This window comes from Corallococcus sp. AB045 (assembly GCF_003668895.1).
Taxonomy (GTDB): domain Bacteria; phylum Myxococcota; class Myxococcia; order Myxococcales; family Myxococcaceae; genus Corallococcus; species Corallococcus coralloides.
This window is the reverse complement of the sequence record NZ_RAWN01000018.1, coordinates 1-22,414: the sequence shown is the minus strand read 5'-3', so window position 1 is coordinate 22,414 and position 22,414 is coordinate 1. Positions and strand designations below refer to the sequence as shown.

Sequence of the window (22,414 nt, the reverse complement as noted above, 5' to 3'; positions counted from 1 at the left end):
GCTGCGCATCAGCAGCCGGACTCCACCGCGCCAATGTCCGGCCCCGCACCACAAGTTGCCTCGAAGTCCAGGTGCTCGCCGCGGTCGACGGCGGCGGGCCCGGGCGACAGGGTATCCGGGTCGACCAGGGCCGCATCCTCACGCGAGTTGCCATCCTGGCCCTGCGCCTGCCATTGAGAGAGATTGAGGGCCGCGCCCGCCTTGAGGAAGGTGGCTCCGGGCTGGTAGAGATTGTTGCCCGTCGTCAGCCCGGGCGACTGGCTCCCCACCTGCATCGCCTGGGCCGCGTCGATGATGTTGTTCTTCACCACCATGTTCTCGGTGGGCCCGCCATCGCCGCTGCCCATGATGATCGCCGGACCCTGCAACCGGGTGAAGGTGTTGTTCACCACCTGGGTCCCCGTGGAGACCGCCATCTGCAAGCCCCCGCCTGTCATGCCGCCCTCGGTGATCATGTCCCGGATGCGATTGCGGCGGATGACGATGCCCGAGGGGTACGGGCCGAAGCGGTTGCCACCCACGCCGATGGCCAGACCCGCGTCATAGAAGTCATTCTCCTCGATGAGGACGTCCCGGGCCGACAGGTGCACCACCATGGCGCCATTGCCTCCGAGCGTCGGATGGCGGCGGGCCTTGTGCATCTTGTTGTGGCGGACGGTGACGTTGTAGCAGGTCTTGATGTCAATCGATTGCTCGATATTGCCGTACAGGTCGTTGCCTTCGATGAGCAATCCATCCGCGGGTGCACTGGGGTCGGAGCCATCCGTGCTGTAGCACTGAATGGAGTCCCCTGAATTGTCATGAATGACATTGTCGCGCACGGTGATGTTGCGCGCCGTGGGCTGGATCATCACCCCGTGACCATCCTTGTTCGGGATGGAGATGTGGTGGATGTGGTTCTTCTCGAGAGTGGCCCCGTGAGCACCATTGTGGAAACTGATTCCGGCGCCGTACTGGGCGTTGTGGACCTCCGAGTTGGAGAGCACGGTGCCCTCGGTGTCACCGGAGAAGGCCACGGCGAAGGAGGGCTTGTTCTGCACGTCGATGTCGAAGCCCTTGATGCGCCAATGGGGCCGCTCCACGACGACGAGCGCGCCCTGCGCGGAGCCCGGGACGATGTGCGGCGTGTCCACGCCCTCGAGGGTGATGGGCGCCTCGGCCGTGCCGGCACGGACGTTGCCGGTGATGAGGACCCGCTCGGCGTAGGTGCCGGCGAGCGCCCGGATGCGATCGCCCGGCCCGGCGAGGGTGAGGGCCTTGGCGAGGGTTCGCACGGGAGCCGACTCGGTGCCGGCCGCCGCGTCATCACCCGTGGGGCTCACCACCCACTCATGCGCGTAGCTGGTCGGCTCTGGAGTCTCGGACGCTTCTGGCGTGGGAGACGGGGAAGCGCCCGGCGCCCCGTCCGTCGGAGTGTAGCCTGGAGAGGCCGTGTCCCCGGAACCAGCGGGGCTTTGCGGTCCAGACGAAGTACCCCCGCCACAAGCGGAGGCAAGCAGGACCGAGGTGGACAGCAGGAGAGTAGTCAATCGGAGACGCATGCGAGGACCCTGTTGGAAAGCGGAAACTGAGTGAGTAGGGACAGCAGGGCCGCGCGGATGATTCCGCCGCGAGCAAGAGGCCCCGGGGGGAGTGACGAGAGACCGTCCGCCGGCATGCCTCGCGTCGGGCAATGAAAAGTGTCGGGGGAGGAACCGCCTTTCGGGCAGTCACGTCCGGAAGTGAGGGTGCTCGCCGTGCGGTGCCGGCGAGCTGGCTCCACAAGGGGGAGGTGCGGGGATGGGAACGGGAAGCAAGGCAGTGCGGAGTCAGGGTCGCTGGTCCTTCGGATTCCTGCTCGCGTTCCTGGCCGCCATCTACATCAGCCCTGGTGAGTGGATTCCAGGGCTCGCCCAGTTCCGTCCGGCCCTGTTGCTGTCAGCGCTGTCCACCGGGCTGATGCTGATCGGACGCGTGGGCCGCCGGGAGAAGCTGTGGCATGTGGACGGATATCGCGGGCTGCTGCTGCTCACCTTCTGTGGCCTGGTGTTCGCCTCGCTGAGCTGGTCGCTGTACCTGGACGCCACGGAGTTCACCGCGGTGGAGCTCCTCAAGTGGGTGCTCGTCTACCTGACGCTGGTGAACCTGGTGACGACGGAGCGGCGGCTGCTGTGGGCCTGCCTCGCGCTCATCCTGGGCTCGCTCTTCACCTCGCGCGGAGTCATCGCCTGGCACCAGGCGGGGGTGGACCTGGTGGAGGGCTACCGCTCGCGCTGGGTGGGCGTGTACGCGGACCCCAACCGGATGGCGATGAGCGTGGGCATCATCGTGCCCCTGGCGGTGGCCTTCCTCGTGCGAAAGCAGAGCACCTTGCTGGTACGGCTGACGTGCGGCCTCGCGGCGGCGCTCGCCATCACCGCCATGGTGCTGAGCTACTCGCGCGGCGGCTTCCTCGGGCTGGTGGCCGCCGCGGGCACGTGGGTGCTGCTGGAGCGGAACCTGGCCCGCACGCTGGTGGTGCTGGTGGCGGCGGGGGCCATGCTGCTGCTCTCCCCGGAGAGCTTCTGGAACCGCACGCGCACGGTGGGCACCTATGAGGAGGATGCCTCGGCGATGAGCCGCGTGGGGGCCTGGACGGTGGCCTCCCGGGTGAGCGTGGAGCACCCGCTGCTAGGCGTGGGCGCGGGCACCTTCCCCTATGCGTGGCGGATATATGGCCCTCCGGGCCAGACACGGGTGTACGCCGCGCACAACGTCTTCCTCCAGGTCATCTCAGACCTGGGCTTCATAGGGCTGGCGATCTTCCTGTCCTTCATCGGAGCGGCGCTGGGGCCGTTGTGGACGCTTGCGCGAGACAAGGAGCGCGGCTGGCTGGTGCGGGCGCTCGCTGCGGCGGTGGTGGGCCACCTGGTGTCCTGTCTCTTCGCGGGCTTCCTGGTGGCCGTGCACTTCTACGTGCTGTTCGGGCTCGCGGCCTGCGCGGACCGGCTGGCCCGCGCCGCACGTGCAGCGGGCCAGGGCAATGGTGTACCGGGTCGTGTCTGAGTACGGCGGGCCCGGAACTACCAGAAACCTTCCCTGAGCCCTACCCCAGCCTTCGGATGGGCTCGCCCTTGAGGAACGCGCGGATGTCCTCCACGGCTTCACGGAAGTATGTCGTGTAGTTCCCCTGGGACACGTAGCCCAGGTGCGGCGTCGCGAGCAGGTTCGGCAGCGTCCTCAGCGCGTCGTCCGCGGGCACCGGCTCTGTTTCAAAGACATCCACCGCCGCGCCCGCGATGACCCCCTGCTGGAGCGCCTCAACGAGCGCCGTCTGATCCACGATGGCCGCGCGTGACGTGTTGATGAGATACGCCGTGGGCCGCATCCTCGCGAGCTCCGCGCGGCCCACCAGCCCCCGCGAACGCTCCCCCAGCACCAGGTGGATGGACACGAAGTCGCTTGTCTCCAGGAGCGACTCCTTCGACACGGCCCGCGTCACGCCCACCTCCGCGGCCCTCGCATCCGTGAGGTTCGGACTCCACGCGACCACGTCCATCCCGAACGCCGCACCCACGCGGGCCACCCGGCTCCCAATCTTCCCCAGGCCCAGGAGCCCCAGCCGCCTGCCGTGCAGATCCACGCCCACGGAGTGCTGCCACGGGCCGCCCTGCCGGAACGCGGTGCTCTCCCCCACCACGTTCCTCGCCAGCGCCAATATCAACGCCCAGGTCAGCTCCACGGGAGGCTCGGTCGCGCTCGCGGTCCCGCACACCGTCACGCCGCGCGCGGTGGCCGCGGCCACGTCGATGGACGCATTCCGCATCCCCGTCGTCACCAGCAACCGCATCCGTGGCAGCCGTTCAAGGAGCGCCTTCGGGAACGGCGTGCGCTCCCGCATGACGACGAGCAGGTCGAACGGAGACAGCGCCGCGACCAACTCCTCCTCACCGGAGAAGTGCTCGCGGAACACCGTCACCTCGACCTGCCCGCTCACGGAAGACCAATCCGCGAGCCGCGTGGAAACACCCTGATAGTCATCCAAGACGGCGCAGCGCAGTTTCTCCATGGCACCCGCCAGGATCCGCCGCGCCGCCCCCGAGCGTCAACTCACCGCGGCCTTCCGCCGGCGGAACCGGCGCACCTTCTCCACCAGTTCATCCGACAGCACGCCCTTCACCGCGTTGCGTGTCTGGCGGGCCCATTCCTCGGAGCGCGTGAACCACGTGCCCGTGAAGCCCGCGCCGTGCGCGCGCAGGGACACCGTCTGGCGTTGCTTCGTCACCCAGTCGGACTTGTACGTCTCCGTGCCTCGCAGGAAGTCGTACTCCGTCAGGCCCATCTCGATGGCGTCCTTGAACGTCTCGCCCACCAGCACCAGGCCCACGCTGCGGTTGCGCCACGCCGGGTCATAGCCGGACTGGAAGTACACGAACGTCTGGCCATGCAGGATGCCGTACACGGACGCCACCGCCTGGCCGCCCACCTTCATCGTGTACATCCGCAGCCGGCCCCGCTCCGCGAGCCACTGCGTCGCGTCCCGGTGGAACGCCTCCACCCCTGCGCCCTTGATGCCCTGCGAACCGCCATCCGAGGACCAGCGCAGCGCATGCAGCCGGAAGAAGTCCGTCATCGGCCCGGCAAGCGCGCCCGGCGCGTCCGTCCGCTCGATGCGGTAGCCGTCCTGCTTCTCCAGCCACTTGCGCCGGCGCAGGTAGTTGTCACGGCGGCCCGTGCGCTTGAGGAACGCATCGAACGGCTCGCCCGGCACCAGCGTCTCGTACGGGCACACGTAGCGCTCCGTCACGCGCACGTCGCCGAACACCTCGCGCGCCACGCCGAGCGTCGTCGAACCCTCACGCAGGTCCGTCAAATCCAGCACGTCCCACTCGTCGCGCAGCCCCTGGAGCACGTTGAAGAACGCCCGGGACACCTCCGCCTCGCGGCCCTTGCGCGCCACCACGTCCAGGTAGTCGCTGCCCACGTGCGTCTCACCCAGGAAGCCCAGGCGCCGCACCGGCACGCCGTTCACCCAGCGGTGCTCCAGGCCCAGCGGCAACAGGCCCACCAGCGTGCCCAGCCTGTCGCGCGCCGTCAGCACCAGCGGCCGCACGTCGGGCGCGATGCGCCTGCACCACGGATACAGCCACTCCCATGCGTTGAACGGACCGGCCGTGCTCGCGTCCAGCAGCGAGTTCCACTCCGCCCGCATCCCCGCCAGCCGCGAGGCACTGCCCACCGCCGCCACGTCCAGCCGCGGCGTCAACCTCGGCCCCGACGTCAACTCGTCTTCGCGGATCACCGCGTCACCCTGATGCCTTTCCCGAAGCACTGCCACGGCCCCCGGGGACCATTGCAACCCGGGAGCCAGCTCCTGTTCCCTCACGACGCGCGCTTGCTCGGCCGGCGCTCGGACTTCAGCGCCTCCCGGACCACGTCCGCCACCTGCCCCATGACCTCCGGCGACAGGTCCTGGTGGCAGGGAATCTCCAGAATGGTGCGCCGCAGCTGCGCGACCTCCGGGAACTCCGACGGGTCACACGCGGGATGGAAGCGCTTCCAGAAGTCGATGGCGTCGATGCCCTTCTCACGCAGCTTCGCCAGCAGCAGCTCCTTGTCCTGCACCACCATCGGGTAGAACAGGGGGCTGACGCCCGCGGGCAGCTGGTTGAAGAGCGGCGGCGACACGTCGCGCAGCCGGCCCAGCAGGAGGAAGTAGTTGCGGCGGCGCGCCTCGACGATGGACTCCAGGTCCTGCGCCAGGGCAATCCGCTTCGTCAGCGGGCTCATGCCCAGGTCCACGTGCCTCCGGTCGAAGTGCTGCGTGCCCGTGGCCACCCGCTCGATGCTCGCGGCCTTCACCGTGCCGTGCCCCACCGAACGGACCAGGCCGCGCAGCCCCCGGCCCACCGTCCCACCGCGCAGCTCCAGGTTCTGCAGCAGCGCGGACACGGTGTGGCTGAAGGTGGACGCCAAGGGCGGCGCTGGCGGCTCCGGCAGGCTGTACGCGCGCTTGCCGTTGACGACCAGCGCACCCCCATTGGGTACCGGAAGGGTCTTGTAGAGGCAGAAGATGCCCACGTCGCCCGTGGTGCCCAGCGGCGTCGCGCCGTCCGACGACAGGAGCGACAGCGCGCAGTCCTCAATCAGCGGGATGCCGTGCTCGTCCGCCAGCTTGCGCATGGCGTCCACCGGCCCCGGGAAGCCCGCGTAGTGGATGAGGTAGAGCGCGCGCGTCTTCGGAGTAATCCGCTTCGCCACGTCCGCCACGTCCACGTCCCAGCGGCTGCCCACGCGGTAGAAGCGCGGAATGGCGCCCGCGTCCACCACCGCCTCCACCTCCACGCCGTGGTGGTAGGCGGGCATCAGCACCTCGCCGCCATCCAGGCGCAGCATCTTGATGGTCAGCCAGACGGCGTTGCGCGCGAAGTAGAAGTACCGCGCGTTGGGAGACGAGAACGGCGGCAGCGCCCCCGGACGCGGCGGGGCCATCAGCATGCCCGGCCACAGCGTGGGCAGGGACGGCACGAACATCTTCTCGGTCGTCTTCACTTCTTCCATCGCGCCACCACCTCTTTCGCCGCCGGTACCCACCGGAACTTCGCCGCGCACAGGGCCCGGCCGAAGGCGGTGTCGTTGAACACATAGAGCCAGGTGTGCCGGCGGACCTGATCCGTCCAGTCGCGCTTCCACACCATGTCCGGCCCCAGGAAATCGAACTCGGTGAGCCCCCGGTCCAGGCAGTCCGCCAGCACCTCCTCCATCAGGAGCTGCCCCGGGCTGCATTCCTTCAGGGACTCGTCGTAGCCGGGCTTCAGCAGGAAGTAGCGCCCGCCAAACTCCAGGCCGTACTGGAACGCCACCGCGCGCCCGTCCACGCGCAGGAAGTACAGCGCCAGCCGGTCGCGGTAGGCCGAGTCCCGCGCCAGCTCCGTGTAGAAGCCGCGCGTCTTCGCGTCCTGCGCCATGGCCGTGCCATTCGCGCCCTTCCAGCCGCTCTGCTCCAGCAGCAGCCCCTCCTCCAGCGTGCCCTCCAGATCCAACCCGCCGGAGACGCGCTCGAAGGTGACCTTGCCCCGCTCCTCCAGCTTGCGGCGCCGGCGGCGGCAGTTGGCCTTGAACTTGGACGGCAGCTTCGCGAAGTACGCGTCCTTCTTCGAGGGCAGCGGCACATAGGGCGACTGCAATGACTCCCACTCGCCCACCGGCAGACCGCCCTGCTTCGCGGCCTCCAGCAGGCGGAAGCCCGCGCCACCGTCCGGCACGTCCGTCAGCCGCAGCACGTCCCAGCCGCCCGTCGCGCGCAGGTGCGCGAGGAAGGCCTGGGCCGCGGCATCCGGCTCCCGCGCCAGCATGTCGAAGCGGCAGGAGTGCGCGTTGGCAGCGGAGGTGAGCTGACGGACGGGCACGCCGTACATCGACGTGCGCTCCTCCACCAGCGGCAGCGCGGCGGTGAGCGTTCCATCCTCACCGCGCAAGAGCAGCACGCGCATGCGTGCCCCGGCGGCGAAGTTGTCCAGCCACAGCCGCAGGAACTCATGCCGGTAGAACAGCTCGTGGGAGGTCGTCTCCACGAGCTGGTTCCACTCGGCTTCCAGGGACATGAAGACCGCCCGGTCGTTGACTTCCACGACCTGGGAGGCGGCCGAAAGTTGAATGGCTTCCATGTGAGAGGGCCCCAAGGTGGTGATGGGCGGCGCGGCCTACAACCCGCTGCGCGCCATCTTCAGCAGGCAGGCAGCGACCTTGCGGCTGTCGTGTCGGATCTTGGAACCTTCCTTGAGAAGGTCCGCCTGCACCGGAATCACGCCGGAGGACAAGAGCTCCCGCGTCTCCGCCGTGACCATGAAGGAGCCCTTGCGCGCATAGCGCTGGATGGACTCATCCGAGGGCGCCCGGCCGTTGACGAGCACCGCGTCCAGCACCGGCCCCACGTGGTCGATGACGGCCTGCACGTGGTCCAGGCAGTTCATGCCGTCCGTCTCACCCGGCTGGGTCATCAGGTTGGCCACCATGACCTTCAGCGCGCGCGTCTCCTTCAGCGCCTGGGCCACGCCGTCCACCAGCAGGTTGGGCAGCACGCTCGAGTACAGCGACCCCGGCCCGATGGCGATGAGGTCCGCCGAATAGATGGCCTCCAGCAGGCCGTCCACCGGCGGCGGAGAACGGGGGCTGAGCGACACGCGGCGCACCCGGCCCTGGGCGCGGCAGATGTTGCGCTCGCCCACGACCTCCGTGTCGTCATGCATCTGCGCGACGAGCTGCACCGACGCGAGCGTGCTGGGCAGCACCTGGCCCTTCGCGCCCAACAGCTCCCCGGACAGCCGCACCGCCTCCAGGAAGTCGCCCTTCAGCTCCGCGAGCGCGGCGATGAGCAGGTTGCCCACCGCGTGGCCGGCGAGGCCCTTCGCGCCGCCGAAGCGGTACTGGAACACGTCCTTCAGCGCGCTCTTGCCGCCCGCGAGCGCCACCAGGCAGTTGCGGATGTCACCCGGAGGCAGCGCGCCGTGCTGGCGGCGCAGGCGGCCGGAGCTGCCGCCGTCGTCGCTCATCGCCACGACCGCGGTGATGTCCACGCCTGGCTGGCCGCCCTTGGGGGCCGCTCGGCGGGCCAGCCCCTTGAGCACCATGGGCAGGCCCGTACCGCCGCCCATCGCGACGATGCGCGTGGGACGGTTCTTCGGCGCCTGCAGCAGCTCGTTGCGCTCCACGCCCTGCTGCTTGTTGCGCGCGTCGTCCTGGCTCCACTGCTCTGAGAACGGTGCGTCCACGTCCATGCCCACCATGTTCCGACCCCCTCGCCCATCCCAATCCATGGCTACCCACCCTTGGCATCCCGGCCTCCCCCGACAACCGGAGGCCGCGGATGGTCATCAACGCCTACTACTGAACCTGGCTACCGAGCACCCCGCCCCAACAGCACGTGCCGGACCGTATGGAAGATGATGCCGACGTCCAGGAACAGCGACCCGTTCTTCACGTAGTACAGGTCGAACTCCAGCTTGTTGCGCGCATCCTCCACCGAAGCGCCGTAGGGGTAGCGGATCTGCGCCCACCCCGTGATGCCCGGCTTCACCGCTTCACGCACGCCGTAGAACGGAATCTGCTGCTTGAGCTGCTCGGTGAACACCGGGCGTTCCGGACGAGGCCCCACGAAGCTCATGTGGCCCAGCAGCACGTTGAACACCTGCGGAATCTCGTCGATGCGCGTCTTGCGGATGAACTTGCCCACCCGGGTGACGCGGTCGTCGTTGGAGCGCGCCCACACCGCGCCGTTCTTCTCCGCGTCGGTGCGCATGCTGCGGAACTTCCAGAGCGGATACGCCCTGCCGCCCAGGCCCACGCGGTCCTGCCGGTAGAAGACGGGGCCCTTGGAGTCCAGCTTGATGGCCAGCGCCACCAGGATCAGGAAGGGCGAAGCCATCAGGAGGAGCAGCGACGCCACCGCCACGTCGAACACCCGCTTGAAGGCCCGGCGCAGGGGCGACACCGTCATCTCATCCGCGAAGGCGAAGTCGCTGGCGCGCAGGAACTGCACCGGGATGCGGCGCAGCACGCGCTCGCAGAAGCCCGCCGCGTCGTACACCCGCCGCCCGTCCAGCCGGCAGCGCAGCAGCGAATCCACCCAGTTGGCGCCGCGCATGTCGTCCGCGGCCTGCACCACGTAGGAGGCGTTGAGGCGCGCCGCCATCGCGTCCAGCGGCTCCTCCACCTTGCGCGGGTCCACCAGGGCCACCACGCGGAAGGAACCCTCGCCGCCGTCTTCAATGGCGCTGGCCACCGCGCGGGCCTTGAGGCCATCACCCACGACGAGCACCGCGTCGGGTTCACCCACCAGCGCCCGGATGGAGACGCGCACCACCAGGGTGCCGGCCAGGGCGCCCATCGCGCCGCCCAGGAGCGTCCCCGGGGGCAGCACCACCGGCAGGGCCAGCGGCAGCAGCAGCATCACCCCGCCCGCCACCATCGCGGTGACACCCGCGGCCTTGAGGAAGCGGTAGCCGCGCGTCCGGTCCTCGGCCGCGATGCGCAAGTCATACAGGTCCAACAGGTACAGCGTGAACTGGAAGGTGACGACGAAGGCCAGGCCCAGCCCCACCAGCGTCGGCCACATCGTGGCGAACGGGGGCTGGGAACCCAGGGGCGCGAAGAGGGCCGCGCAGGCCGCGGCACCCGCGACACAGGCCAGCGCGATCGCCGAGGACTCGGCGAGGAAGAACGTCAGTTTCTTGGCTGAAAAATAATGGTGGAAAACGCGAAGCACGTGACTCCTCCAACCCCAACCCGCCGCCGCTCCAGGCCCCCCGCCCATCGCACCTCATCGGTGCGAAGAGCGGGTCGGGCCACGAATCACTCCCACTCGACAACCGACTGCTACTTCTTCACGTAGTTCTTCAGGTACGGGGTCGCGTTCACTTCCGCCCCGTTCAGCACGCAGCCCACCAGCGCCGCGCCCGCCAGCTGCTCCACCGCCTGGTTCACCACCTTGGAGGGGGTGACGTTGGCGCGGATGACCATCAGCACGCCGTCCATCTGGTGGCCCAGGATGGCCGCGTCCGCGAACGGCAGCGTGGGCGGCAGGTCCACGTACACCTCGTCGAAGCCCTCACGCACCGCCTTGAGGAACTGCTTCATGCGGGCAGAGGCCAGCACCTGGGTGCTCTCCTCCGGCGTGGAGCCGGCGGGGATGACCGCCAGCCGCGTGGAGTTGAAGCGGCGCACCACGTCGCGCACGTCACACTCACCGGCCAGCAGCTCCGCCAGGCCCACCTTGTTGCGCATGCCCAGCGTGGGGGCCACCTGCCCCCGGCGCAGGTCCGCGTCCACCAGCAGGATGCGGCGCTCCGGGTTCGCCCGGGCGGCGGCCAGGGCCAGGTTCACGCTCGTCACCGTCTTGCCCTCGCCGGGCATCGCGGAGGTGAGCGCCACCACCTTCATCGGACGCTGCTCGCGCATCCGCTCCAGGCGGTAGTACAGGGTGCGGTACTGCTCGGCGGCCGCGGAAGCAGGGGCCGTGAGCGTCACCACCCGGCGGTCCACCGCGTTCGAGGAAGCCGCGCTCTCATCCACGCGGGGGAGGAAGTTACCGGCCCGCTCCATCGTCGAATCCATCTGTGTTCTCCAATCCTTTCCGTATGGGGTCGGCAATTAGTTCAGGGAAGTAGGCGAGGAGACGCTGTTCTTGCTCCCAGCCATCGGCATCAAGATCCGCTTCTCCGTCTTGCCTTGCATGTTCGGGACCACCGCCAGGACAGGGAGCGTGATGCGCTCACGGACCTCGGTGCCATCGCGCAGGCTGTCGTCGCGCATCTCCAGGACGGTGCCGGTGAGGACACCCAGCGCCAGGGCCACCAGGGCGGCGATGAGCAGGCCCGTCATGCGGTCCGGGCGAGCCGGCGAGGAAGGCACACCGGCGGGCGAGATGACGTTGAACAGGCTCTTGGCGCTCTTGGCCTCCAGCTCCTGGGCGATCTCCGCCTCCACCTTGCGGCTCACCACGCTCTGGTACTTGGTGCGGGCGATTTCGTAGTCCCGGTTCATGACCGCCAGCTCCTGGGCCCAGCGCGGGGTGTTGTTCAGCCGCGCCTGGTACGCCTCGGCCTGCTTCTGGAGGTCCACGATGTCCTTCTGCACGTTGGTGATGAGCGTGGCCACGCGGGTGCGCTCGTTGCGCTCGGCGAACATGCGGCCTTCCGCGTCCTTGCGCTGGGCGCTGATGTCACCCAGCTCACGCTCCATCCGCTTCACTTCCGGGTGGTCCGGCGTCCACTGCGTCTTGGCCTGCGTGAGGGTGCGGGACAGGCCGCTCTCCGTGGCTTCCAGGCGGCCGGCCTCGCTGTCCGCGGCGTTGCGGGCGCGGGCCAGGTCGGAGCGGCGCGCCTCGGCGCTGCGCAGCTCCTCGGACTTCGTCTGCAGCTGGGCGCTGATGCGCTCCAGGCCGCGCATGTTCATCTCCATCTGCTCGGGCAGCTCACCCAGGTGGTCCACCTTGAACTTGGAGATCTTCGTCTCCCAGGAGGACACGGCCTTGCCCATGGCGACCATCTCCTCGGTGAAGAGGTCGGTGGCGCGGGCCGCCTGCGTCTGGCGGATCTTCAGCGTCTCCTCGGAGAAGATGGCCGGCAGCCGGTTGGCCACCTGCGCCACCACCTGCGGGTCGCGGCCCGCGTAGGTGAGCTCGAAGGCCGTCTCACCCTCGACGCGCACGGTGAGGTCCTTGCGCATCTGCTCCACCGCCGCCTCGATGCCCCGGTCCGACACCAGCTCCGGGTAGAGATTCATCTCCTCGATGGCCTTCTGGAGCACCGGCCGCGCCAGCAGCTCCTGGCGGACGGTGACGAGCCGCTGCTCGATGAGCTCGCTCACCGTGCGCTGGACCATCTCCTCGCCAGGGCGCTGCGGCTCCACACGCACCACCACGGACGCTTCATAGACGCTCGGCCGCGTCATCACGATGGCCGCACCCAACACGAAGATTGCTGCAGCGATCGCCCCCACCAGGGCCTTGCGGCGCCACAGCGCCGAAAGCAACTGGTCCGCCGTCATCCCACGCTCCATGATCCGCTCCTCCATCCTCGTCATCTCGAAAGTTGCCTACCAAGCTGTCAGAACCAGACGGAGGGCGAACACGTTGCGTGTCAGGTCCCCCGCCCCAGCGACATCCGCCGCACCCACCTGCGCGATGCGGTCGAACGCGCCCTGCAGCGCGAGCTTCCGGCTCAGCCGGTACTCGACGCCTCCACCCACCGCATAGCCCTGCGACACGTTCGTCGTGTTGCGCCACTGCGTGTAGTACTCACCGGGCGCCGTGCCGTTCCGGAAGAAGCTGGCCGCCCCGAAGGCCGACAGCTTCTGGGTGAAACGGTGCGCCCCCATCACCGACGCGTAGTCCGCCCACACCGCGCCGGAGAAACCGCTCGCGCCCACCAGGTCGTGGCCCACGGCGAAGCCGAAGTCGCTGCGCTCGCCCTCGCGCACCAGCTCCAGCGCCACGCGGGGCAGCCACCCGCCGCGCGCCGCGTCCGAAGGCAGGTAGCGCACCGGCCCGCCCCGGAGGGTGAGCGTGGTGGGCCGCGTCAGCCGGTAGCGCAGGGCCGCGGAAGCGCCGTGCGCCTGGCTGTAGTCCCGGTCATACAGGAAGCCCTGGTAGCGGTACTCGGCGCCCAGGGACAGCCGGCGCGTGGTGCGGTACCACAGCTCCACGGATGGGGAGTGCGCGTAGCCCGCCACCCGTCCCGGCTCGATGATGCGCGTCGCCTCGAACATGTAGTTGCCGCGCACGTCGAAGCGCTCCGTCACGCGCCCCGTGAGCCCCACCTTCGTCTGTGCATAGAAGGTGGGCGCCGTGGAGCGCGCCAGGCCGTCACGCGGCAGCGACGTGGGGTCGGCGACGCGGAACACCCGCGCGCTGGCGTCCAGCCGCAGCCGCCGGGACAGCACGTCCCGGTAGCCAATGCCCGCGCGGTGGTCCACCGTCGTCTTCCCGGAGCCGTGCCGGGCCAGGAGGTCCGTGGCGTAGAAGGACTCGAGCGTCAGCTGCTCGTTCTTCACGTCCAGGCCCAGCCGCGGGGACAGCTTCGTCATGAACTGCCCGTTGGTGCCGGTTCCCCCCAGACGGATGTCGTTGTCGAAGCGCTCCTCCGCCGTGAGGCGGAGCCGCGGCTCCAGGATGGTGGCCGCCTGCGCGGCCGGCGCGGCGATGAGACAGCCTGCAATCACTGCCCGCTTCCAGTTGCCCCTCACCGCCGCCCTCCCGTCCTGACCCACGCCCACTTTCGCTGCTTCCTGATGTCTGTCTTTGATGTCCGCTCGCCCGTCCCGCTTCACGGGACGACGACGGTGTCGCCCGGCCGCAGGATGACGCTCTCGCCGTTGGGGGAGACCAGGTCGCTGTAGCGCACCGGAATCTGCCCGCCCTTGCCATCCGTGCGGATGACGACGATGCCGTCGGAGTTGGCGAAGTCCGTGAACCCGCCGGCCAGCGCGATGGCCTGCAAGAGCGACACGCGGCCGCGCAGCGGGTAGGCGCCCGGGTGGGCCACCTCGCCCGTGACGAAGACGCGGCTGCTGTTGACCTCGCGGACGATGACCGTCACGCGCGGCTCCTGCACGTACGGCGACAGGCCCGACTTGAGCGCCTCCGCCAGCTCCGTGGGCGTCATGCCCGCGGCCTGGATCTCCCCCACCATCGGGATGGAGATGAAGCCGTCGGGACGCACCGGCACCGTGCGCGACAGCTCCGAATCGCGCCAGACGCTCACGTCGAGCACGTCCTCGCGGCCGATGCGGTACGGCTGATCCGCGTTGTCGACCTTCAGCGTCTGCTGGTGAGCACAACCCGACAGGAGGAGCATCCCCATCACCGTCCAGAACCCCGTGCGCCGCATTCCCATCTTCCGCTCTCCTTCGTTCACTGATGTTCCGCGCGAGCCACCGTTCACACGCCCTGAAGGGCCGGGTGGCTCGCTTCTGGCGATGGCTCCTAGCAGCGCGTGTGCCAGCGCATGGGGAGAGGGAAAACCCTTGGAATGCAGTGGGTTACGGCGTGCCACATCAGGCGCACATGGGCGCATCCGGGAAAAATTCCGGTCCTACCCCGGTGTTCGCCCCTGTGCTTTCTGCCGATCTCTTCCCCGGGGTGGAAGAGGATTGCCCAACGTGAGCCCCATCCCTTCCACGCCCTTTTGGGCCCCCTCTGGGACGCCCGTGCCAAGGCCCTGGCACGGGTCTTGATAAGGGATTGGGCGTCGGACAGCAGTAGGGTTTCCAGGGTCCAATTCAGTCCAGAGGGGGACAGCGGATGGGCAAGGTGGCAGGGGCGGTGGGGGTGGTCTTCATGCTCGGAACCAGCATCGTGGGGCTGATGGGGGCCTCGCTGGGCAACGGCGTCGAAGCAGGCGTGCTGGGAATGGTCGGCCTGGCCCTGTACGGCGGCAGCTCGCTCTTGAGCAGCAAGGTGGCGGAGCCCACGGGCGTCGCGAAGCAGGCGTAGCGCCACACGCCAGCGAAGTCTGAAGCGCTGTAGGAAGCACAGGGCCTTCGGGCCGGATCAGCGAAGTGGGAAGCCAGGCTTCCTCCCGCTGCCGGCCCGTGGGCCCTTGTCGTATCCGGGCCCTGCCCTCCCCTTCACGTCAAGGCTGGCGAGGCTCGGCTTCCGGAGCTTGGGAGGCGTGCGCGTCCGGCAGCGCGCGCGGCTCCGGGATGGAGGGGCGCGCAGGCACCTCCTGCTCCGGCAGCGGCTGCTCTTCGGTGCCCTGCGCTTCCTGGCGGCGCAGGCGCAGGGCCCGGCTCCACAGGGCAACGCCGGCCCACGCGCCCACGAGCGCCGCCGGCACGGCCACGACGTGGGGCCAGTAGAGCGCCACGCCCGCCAGGGCCAGCGGCACCACGCCCGCGCCGAAGACGACCTTGGATTCGGTGCGGCCCAGTTCGCGGTGGTTGGTGACGGCGGCGCCCACGGTGTTGCCCAGGCGCACCGCGCCCGCGGCCGCGCGGCTCATGCTGCCCCGCCGGCCGGCAGCCCGCCGCTGCGCGCGAGGCAGCGCAGGCGCGGCCTTCAGGCGCCGCTCCCTTCCGCTGAGCACCACCTCCGTCGCGTTCTCCAGATCCTGGAGGTACATGTCCTCCATGCACCGGGCGAAGGGGGCGTCCTCCACGGCGACGTCGATCTCGGAGTTACCCAGCCAGCTGGCGGGGTTGAGGTTGGACGAACCGACGCGCGCCCAGGTGCCATCCGCCACCGCTGTCTTGGCGTGGAGCATGGTGCCATTCCATTCATAGACGCGGATGCCGGCCTCCAGCAGGGGGCGGTAGCCGGCCTGGGTGAGCGGGCGCAGCGCGGGGATGTCGCTGCTGCCGGGCACGAGCAGCCGCACGTCCACGCCGTCGCGCGACGCGGCCCGGAGCGCCTGGACATAGGTGGCGGTGCCCACGAAGTACGCGTCGGTGAGCCACAGCCGCTTGCGCGCGAGCGACGCGATGAGCTGGTCCACGCGGAAGAGGCCCGCGCTCCAGGGCACGCCGGCCACCACGCGCAGGGACACGTCGCCCATGGGCAGGGAGGCGCGAGCGGACAGGCAGCCCTCCTCGTCCAGCGGAGGGCCCACGGTGCTCCACCCCTGGGCGAAGGCACGCACCAGGTCCGCCACGGCGGGGCCGCGAATCTCCAGGCCGGTGTCGCGCCACGGGGCCACGCCCTTCTCCGCGTCGCCCACCCACTTGTGGCTCACACACAGGCCGGAGACGAAGCCCATCTCGCCGTCCACGGTGAGTGTCTTGCGGTGGTTGCGGCCCAGCCACGCCAGGGGCCGGTCGAACTGGAAGGGATTGAACGAGCGAACCTCCACGCCCGCGTCGCGCAGGAAGCGCCAGTAGCTGCGGGACGCGGGGCCCTGGCAGCCCAGCCAGTCATAGAGGACGCGGACCTGCACGCCGTCGCGGGCGCGGGCGGCCAGCGCGTCCGCGAAGCCGCGGCCCACGTCATCGTCTTCAATGATGTAGTTCTCGAAGAGGATGGAGCGCTGGGCCTGCTGGATGGCGCGCAGCCACGCGGGGTAGTTCTCGCGAGCGTCGCGCAGGAGGCGCACGTCGTTGCCCGGCACGAGCGGCGCGCCCGCGGCGCGGGAGAAGACCTGTTCGGCCAGATTGTGCTGCCGGCCGCTGATGCCCGATGACTTCACGATGGCCACGGCGTGTCTCCTCGGGAAAGCGGGGCGCGCCCGAAGGCTCTGGGTGAGGTGCGGTCCTCTTGGGACGGTCGCAAGGGTTTCGCGTGAAGGGACTCCGGAGCGCTCGAGCTGGCGTCGAGGGCCTGGCTGCCCGGCTGTCCTCCCCTCGAGCCCGGGGGCCGGGGGATGCGCTGTGTGGCGCGGGCATGCATGAGCAACCTCTCCGCGAGGGCGATGGCGTGATGCGGCCCCGGGACGATGTCCGACGGATTCCTGCTTCCTACCCTTTCCCGCGCGTCTCCGCCCAGGGGGGACGGGCGAGGAGGAGACGAAGGCGTGAACGAACCAGCCCCTGCCCTGCCCCGCCTGTCCTTCGACTTTCCGGACGGAGCCGACTTCAGCAACGGCGTGCACCACGAGTGGCTCCTGACCAACGGCCGTGGAGGCTACGCCTCCGGCACGGTGGTGGGCTGCAACACGCGCCGCTACCACGGCCTGTTCATCCCCACGTTGGAGAAGCTGGGCCGCACGGTGCTGATGGCCAGGTTGGAGGAGACGGCGCTGGTGGACGGGGAGCGCTACCGGCTCACGTCCGAGGAGCACGACGACGGCAGCGCGGTGGAGGACGGCGCGAGGCACCTGCGGCACTTCCACCTGGAGGGGCTGATTCCCGTCTGGGAGTACGCGGTGGGGCGAGCGAGGCTGAGGCGCCGCTGCGTGATGGTGCACGGCGAGGACACGGTGTTCCTTGTATGGGAGCACCTGTCCGGTCCGGAGGTGACGCTGCACCTGCGGCCGTTTCCAGTGCTGCGTCCGCATGACGGGCCGCTGTTGAAGGACGTGGGAGAGGCCATCGTCACGCTGCGTGGTCCGCTGGTGGAGCTGCGTAACGGAGAGGACGGTCCGCTTCAGCGGATGCGGCTGTATTCGGACGGGCCCACGCCGTACGTGAGCCTGGCGGAGACGTCCAGGCCCCAGCACCTGAGGACGGAGAAGGCGCGCGGCTACGACTTCACGGAGGCGCAGCACTCGCCGGGCTATTTCACGGCGATGCTGAAGCCCGGGGGCTCGCTCTACTTCGGACTCACGACGCAGGCGCCGGGGCACCTGCTGGAGCGGAACCCCAAGGAGGTGTTCGAGCGGGAGCTGGGGAGACAGGAACGCCTGCTGGAGCGCGCCCCGGAGCATGGGCGCACGGGAGTGCCGGCGCGACTGGTGTTGGCGGCGGACCAGTTCATCATCGATCCGCCAAGGCCCGCGGACGCCGCGTGGGCACGGTCGATGGGCCTGGATGCGAGGAGCGTCATCGCGGGCTACCCGTGGTTCACGGACTGGGGCCGGGACACGATGATCAGCCTGGACGGGCTGACGCTGGCCACGGGGCGATACCGCGAGGCGGCGGCCATCCTGCGCACGTTCGAGCACTACGTGCGGGACGGCCTGATTCCGAACTACTTCCCGGACGGAGAGAACGAGGGCGTCTACCACACGGCGGACGCGACGCTCTGGTTCTTCCACGCGGTGGACCGCTACCTGGAGGAGACGGGAGACGAAGCGCTGTTGCGGGACCTGTTCCCGACGCTGCAGGACATCGTGGCGCACCACCAGAAAGGCACGCGCTTCCACATCGGCGTGGACCCGGCGGACGGGCTCCTGCGGCAGGGGCAGGAGGGCTACCAGCTCACCTGGATGGACGCGAAGGTGGAGGGCTGGGTGGTGACGCCGCGCCGAGGCAAGGCGGTGGAGATCAACGCGCTGTGGTTCAACGCCCTGCGACTGATGGCGGGCTGGGCGGAGCGGCTGGGGCTGGAATCAGGGCCGTACCGGGCCGCGGCGGAGAAGGCGCAGGGCAGCTTCAACCAGCGCTTCTGGAACGAAGCGGGCGGGTGTCTCTACGACGTGGTGGACGGAGAGGACGGCCGCGAGGACGCGAGCGTGAGGCCGAACCAGGTCTTCGCCATCTCGCTCAAGCATCCGGTTCTCAAGAGAGACAAGTGGGCGAAGGTGCTGGAGGTGGTGCGTCGCGAGCTGGTGACGCCTGTGGGGCTGCGTAGCCTGGCGCCGGGGAGCAAGGACTACAAACCGAAGTACGACGGAGACCTGCGGGCCCGCGACGCGGCCTATCACCAGGGCACGGTGTGGGGCTGGCTCATTGGCCACTACGTGGACGCGACGTTGAAGGTGTCCCCAGACATCAAGGCAGCAAGAGCCCTGCTGGCTGGAATGGAGGACCACCTGTCGCACGCGGGCATCGGGCAGATTTCCGAAATCTTCGACGCGACGGAGCCCTACCGTCCACGCGGCTGCTTCGCCCAGGCCTGGAGTGTCGCGGAGGCGCTGCGGGTGTTCAGCAAGACCAACGTGGGTTGAGCGTTCACGGGGAGTGCTCGCCTGATGGAAGGCGCAGGACATGCTGTAGGCTCCGCACGCCATGACAGTCCCGAGAACCGCCCACTGGCGGCGGCGCCTCGCCCCCATCCTCGCGGCCTTGAGCCTGGGATGCGCCACCGTCGCCATGGACACCGAAACCGACTGCATCCAGCGACACCCCGGCCTCCCAGAAGCATGCGGGCTCACCGCCGCGGAGGCCGCCGCCATCATGGCCGCTGCCGTCGGTGCCACGGGCACGCACTCCAGCGCGAACGCAAGCGACTACGTTGACGACCCGCGCCTTCCCGACTGGAAGAACAGGTGCCTCCGAACCTGGAACGAGTGCGCAGACGGCCGGTATGGCGGCGACTGCACCGCCTGCTTGCGACGGTGCAAAGGCCAGCACGAATGGCCCATCGACCTGTGCGGCCCGAAGAGGAGGCGCTAGGTGTCCACCCACCCCAATTGGGACGAGATCCGCAACCTGTCGCGGCGAGTGCTCCGTGAGGGCGCGCCACTCGTCATCACCGACGACGTGCGTGCGCTCCTGCTCCAGACCGCCGATGAAGTGGCCGTCTCCGACGCCGCCGCGGCACTCCAGACGGACGCCGGAGCCCTTGCGCTCCTCCGCGAGTGTGCCCGCCGCATCACCGACGGCTCCAACCGACTCGTGGACGCCCTTTATCGGATGCACCGACTCCAGGATTCAGGCGACTGGGAGGGCGCGCGCCAGGAAATGCGCGATGTGCTCGCGGTCGAAGTTGTGCCCTTCTACCGAGAGACGGCACAGGGGCAGCTTGACGACATGGCCGACGAGCCGTGACAGCGAGGGCGCGGCACTGTTCAGCAGGACCAACGTGGGCTGATCAAGCCTTCTCGAGCTTCCGCAGCCATCTGGCGGCCCTCTTATGTCCCAGGTTCGCGGCATCACGAAAGTGACGCATGGCGCGCGCCTTGGACACGGGCACCCCCTCACCGTTCGCGAACATCAGCCCCAGGTTGAAGGATGCTTTGGCACTCCCCTGCTTCGCCGCCAGTCGAAACCAACCAAAGGCACGCATGGCGTCTGTAGGAAGACCCACGCCATTGGAATAGTTGTAGCCCAAGGCCAACTGGGCGTCCGCGTAGCCGCCCTTCGCGGACGTTTCGTAATACGCGTTGGCTCTCTTCAGGCTCTTGCGGACACCCTTTCCCTGCTCATACGCAAGGCCCAGGTTGTATGTGGCAACCGGGTCTCCCTGTCGTGCGTACTTCCGGTAGATCCGGACCGCCTCCTTCAGCTGATGGGCTTCGGGGCTCGCGAACAGGATATCCACCAGGTTTCCCTCGGCGACCGCGAATCCCCGGGCGGCGGCGAGGCGATACCATGCCTCCGCGAGTCCTTTGTTCTTCCGGACCCCTCTTCCAAAGTAATACGCAAGCCCCAGGTTGAAGGCCGCGACATCGTCCCCCAGCGCGGCTGCCTTCTCCGTCCACATCCGGGAGCGCTTCGGATCACGCCGGACGCCATCCCCGTAGAGGAAATGGAGTCCCACGTTCGTCATGGCCTCCATCTTCCCGAGCCGCGCCGCCGCGAGGTACGCCTCGAAGAGGGCCTTTCGGTCGTCAGGCCGCGTCTCCTCGATCGTCCACGCCTTGTCCATGGCCACGTCCGCCAGGGACCTGACGGGTGGAGTCTTCCTTCGCACGCGCGTTTCCATTCCGGCCTACACGACATGAGCCTGACAGACCTGACCCGTGCGGTCATCACCGCTGCGAATGCGCCCGGCCTGAAGCGTGTGCGGCAGCTGGGTTCCCAGCTCGACTCCGCCCGCTGGGAGAGGCTTTGCTTTGACCCGTCAGGCACCCGGCTGCTCGCGAAAGACGCCCGGAGTTCCCACCTGCGGTGGTGGAACCTGGACACGGCAACGGACGTCGCCAGCGGCTCGGTGGAGCTGAAGATGGAGCCCATCGAGGCCCTCTTCCACGGTTCGAGTCACATCGTGACCGCGGGGCCGCCGGTCGCGGAGGCCGCTGTCACCTGGAGGCCCCGGCTCATGGCCTTCTCCACGACGGACGGCTCTCTCTGGCGTGAGGAGACCCTCTCCGCGCCCGCCATCGGTTTGGCCATGTCCCGGGATGGCATGCTGCTGGCCATCCTGGAACGTGGCGAGGCCCTCCTCTGGGACGTGGCGGCCTGGAAATGGGTTCGTGATCTGCTAGGCGTTGAGTGGCACGTCCAGGTCAAGGCGTGTGCATTCTCCCGTGACTCACGCTTCGCGGCGGTGATCGTGACGTATTACGGTCATGACCAGGCGGCTCTCTACCTCTGGGATCTGAAGGCGAGTTCCCATCCCTGGGTTCATCCCCTGGGATTTCAGTTCGCGGCGGGCGTTGCATTCCATCCTACGCGACCGCTGCTCGTCGCGAGATGCGTCCACGAGGCCGTGGTGATGGATGTGTATGAGCGTCGCGTCCTGAGGACGTTCAACGACGACCGTCATTACGTGAGCAACCTCGACTTCAGCCCGGATGGGGAGTTGATGGTCTCCTCCAGTGACACCCATGGCTTCGCGCTCTACCACTTCGATACCGGTGAGGTGCTGTTCAGCCACTCGGACGACAGTGAGCTCACTACAGGTGACGCGGTCTTCTCACCCGATGGCCACTTCATCGCCTGTGCCCAGGGTGACGGGACCGTGGGTCTGTGGGCTGTGGACCCCGGTTCTTGACGCTCCAAAACCAGACGTGCCATGAAACACCCTGAAGTGGCGGGAAGGCCACTTCGGGGGGGAAGCCATGGACTTCCGTCGTAACAATTTCCTCTGGTTCGTCTTCGTCACGACCGTCTTGCTGCTTCGCGCGGGGAACACCGTGGGGGCCGGGGTCTTCGCGACGGTGGCGCTCGCCGGAAGGTGGGCATACTTCCGGCTCACCCAGGGTCCCCCGCCGACGAGCGACACCCTGCTCGGTGCGTACGAAGCCCCGCCCCCGCCGCCCGCGGAAGAGGCGCTGAAGACGCAGTGGATCACGAAGCGCGAGCTGGGAATCCTCGCGGCGGTGGCGGTGGTCGGCGGCGTCCTCCACCTGACCCGCGACAAGGGCGGCTTCATCCATGTCGTGGGCAACAATCTCCTCGTGTTCGTGGATGACCAACAGCTGGAGCCACTCCATCGCGTCGATCGGCATCTCACGTATCGAATTCCCAGCGGCGCCCATCGCGTCGGGATCTACGACCCAGCGGTCGGCGGCAGCGGCCGTCGGTTGCAGGTCGATGTCCGCGAAGGCGAAGCCTTCATGCTCTCCACCAGCCCGGACCTGTGCATCGTGCAGGTCGACATGGCGACCTTGAAGTACGGCCAACCCTTGCGGAAGGACGAGGTCGCGCTTCCCGTGCTGGCACGCTTCACGGAGACCCTGACGCCAGTCCGCATCCCCCC

Annotated in this window: 19 protein-coding genes; 6 read left to right on the top strand and 13 right to left on the bottom strand. The window is 68.8% G+C overall.

Going from position 1 to position 22,414, the window contains the following annotated elements; translation table 11 throughout:
* Positions 1 to 8: 8 nt before the first annotated feature.
* Positions 9 to 1,322: a nitrous oxide reductase family maturation protein NosD gene (locus D7Y21_RS06760; protein WP_158619300.1), complete on the bottom strand. Its 1,314-nt coding sequence runs from the start codon at positions 1,320 to 1,322 to the stop codon at positions 9 to 11.
* A 457-nt stretch (positions 1,323 to 1,779) separates the two neighbouring features.
* Between D7Y21_RS06760 and D7Y21_RS06755 the strand changes: the two genes are divergently transcribed.
* Positions 1,780 to 3,024, top strand: a complete 1,245-nt coding sequence (locus D7Y21_RS06755) for an O-antigen ligase (RefSeq protein ID WP_120564440.1) — start codon at positions 1,780 to 1,782, stop codon at positions 3,022 to 3,024.
* Positions 3,025 to 3,064: 40 nt separating this feature from the next.
* On the opposite strand, the gene D7Y21_RS06750 is transcribed toward D7Y21_RS06755, so the two are convergent.
* From D7Y21_RS06750 to D7Y21_RS06705, 10 genes are all read right to left on the bottom strand, one after another.
* Complete coding sequence (locus D7Y21_RS06750; protein WP_121712008.1) at positions 3,065 to 4,027, bottom strand: D-2-hydroxyacid dehydrogenase family protein; 963 nt, start codon at positions 4,025 to 4,027, stop codon at positions 3,065 to 3,067.
* 36 nt (positions 4,028 to 4,063) lie between these two features.
* Positions 4,064 to 5,260 carry a GNAT family N-acetyltransferase gene (locus tag D7Y21_RS06745; protein ID WP_120564438.1) on the bottom strand — a complete coding sequence of 399 codons (1,197 nt, stop codon included), beginning with the start codon at positions 5,258 to 5,260 and terminating at the stop codon, positions 4,064 to 4,066.
* 80 nt (positions 5,261 to 5,340) lie between these two features.
* Entirely contained in the window at positions 5,341 to 6,519 is a 1,179-nt protein-coding gene (locus tag D7Y21_RS06740; protein WP_199724435.1) for a DegT/DnrJ/EryC1/StrS family aminotransferase, read from the bottom strand.
* The gene (locus D7Y21_RS06735) at positions 6,507 to 7,625 is read right to left on the bottom strand and encodes a GNAT family N-acetyltransferase (protein WP_121712007.1); all 1,119 of its coding nucleotides are present in this window, start codon (positions 7,623 to 7,625) and stop codon (positions 6,507 to 6,509) included. The genes D7Y21_RS06740 and D7Y21_RS06735 overlap by 13 nt, the downstream gene beginning before the upstream one ends.
* A 36-nt stretch (positions 7,626 to 7,661) precedes the next feature.
* The gene (gene yvcK, locus D7Y21_RS06730; RefSeq protein WP_120564435.1) at positions 7,662 to 8,744 is read right to left on the bottom strand and encodes a gluconeogenesis factor YvcK family protein; all 1,083 of its coding nucleotides are present in this window, start codon (positions 8,742 to 8,744) and stop codon (positions 7,662 to 7,664) included.
* 110 nt (positions 8,745 to 8,854) lie between these two features.
* Entirely contained in the window at positions 8,855 to 10,222 is a 1,368-nt protein-coding gene (gene exoE, locus D7Y21_RS06725) for a polyisoprenyl-phosphate hexose-1-phosphate transferase ExoE (protein ID WP_120564434.1), read from the bottom strand.
* Positions 10,223 to 10,332: 110 nt separating this feature from the next.
* Positions 10,333 to 11,070 carry a CpsD/CapB family tyrosine-protein kinase gene (locus tag D7Y21_RS06720; protein WP_120564433.1) on the bottom strand — a complete coding sequence of 246 codons (738 nt, stop codon included), beginning with the start codon at positions 11,068 to 11,070 and terminating at the stop codon, positions 10,333 to 10,335.
* 36 nt (positions 11,071 to 11,106) lie between these two features.
* Positions 11,107 to 12,516, bottom strand: a complete 1,410-nt coding sequence (locus D7Y21_RS06715; RefSeq protein ID WP_120564506.1) for a Wzz/FepE/Etk N-terminal domain-containing protein — start codon at positions 12,514 to 12,516, stop codon at positions 11,107 to 11,109.
* 36 nt (positions 12,517 to 12,552) lie between these two features.
* Positions 12,553 to 13,701, bottom strand: coding sequence for a hypothetical protein (locus tag D7Y21_RS06710; protein WP_233591671.1), 1,149 nt, complete (start codon positions 13,699 to 13,701; stop codon positions 12,553 to 12,555).
* 80 nt (positions 13,702 to 13,781) lie between these two features.
* Entirely contained in the window at positions 13,782 to 14,351 is a 570-nt protein-coding gene (locus D7Y21_RS06705; RefSeq protein WP_120564431.1) for a polysaccharide biosynthesis/export family protein, read from the bottom strand.
* Positions 14,352 to 14,758: 407 nt separating this feature from the next.
* Here D7Y21_RS06705 and D7Y21_RS06700 point away from each other — a divergent pair, with 407 nt between their 5' ends.
* A complete protein-coding gene (locus D7Y21_RS06700; RefSeq protein ID WP_120564430.1) occupies positions 14,759 to 14,950 on the top strand; it encodes a hypothetical protein in 192 nt (63 codons plus the stop codon).
* 139 nt (positions 14,951 to 15,089) lie between these two features.
* Here the strand turns inward: D7Y21_RS06700 and D7Y21_RS06695 are convergent, their stop codons facing one another.
* A complete protein-coding gene (locus D7Y21_RS06695; protein WP_121712005.1) occupies positions 15,090 to 16,646 on the bottom strand; it encodes a phosphatidylserine/phosphatidylglycerophosphate/cardiolipin synthase family protein in 1,557 nt (518 codons plus the stop codon).
* A 315-nt stretch (positions 16,647 to 16,961) separates the two neighbouring features.
* On the opposite strand from D7Y21_RS06695, the gene D7Y21_RS06690 reads away from it, so the two are divergent.
* Complete coding sequence (locus D7Y21_RS06690) at positions 16,962 to 18,995, top strand: amylo-alpha-1,6-glucosidase (RefSeq protein ID WP_121712003.1); 2,034 nt, start codon at positions 16,962 to 16,964, stop codon at positions 18,993 to 18,995.
* Between the two features lie 448 nt (positions 18,996 to 19,443).
* Positions 19,444 to 19,818 (top strand): DUSAM domain-containing protein, encoded by a 375-nt coding sequence (locus D7Y21_RS06680; RefSeq protein ID WP_121711999.1) that lies wholly within the window; start codon positions 19,444 to 19,446, stop codon positions 19,816 to 19,818.
* A gap of 43 nt (positions 19,819 to 19,861) precedes the next feature.
* On the opposite strand, the gene D7Y21_RS06675 is transcribed toward D7Y21_RS06680, so the two are convergent.
* Complete coding sequence (locus tag D7Y21_RS06675) at positions 19,862 to 20,638, bottom strand: tetratricopeptide repeat protein (RefSeq protein ID WP_121712053.1); 777 nt, start codon at positions 20,636 to 20,638, stop codon at positions 19,862 to 19,864.
* A 72-nt stretch (positions 20,639 to 20,710) separates the two neighbouring features.
* Here D7Y21_RS06675 and D7Y21_RS06670 point away from each other — a divergent pair, with 72 nt between their 5' ends.
* A complete protein-coding gene (locus D7Y21_RS06670; protein ID WP_158627244.1) occupies positions 20,711 to 21,706 on the top strand; it encodes a WD40 repeat domain-containing protein in 996 nt (331 codons plus the stop codon).
* Between the two features lie 67 nt (positions 21,707 to 21,773).
* Positions 21,774 to 22,414, top strand: a 641-nt coding sequence (locus D7Y21_RS06665; protein ID WP_147469201.1) for a hypothetical protein, incomplete at its 3' end; no start/stop codon positions are given.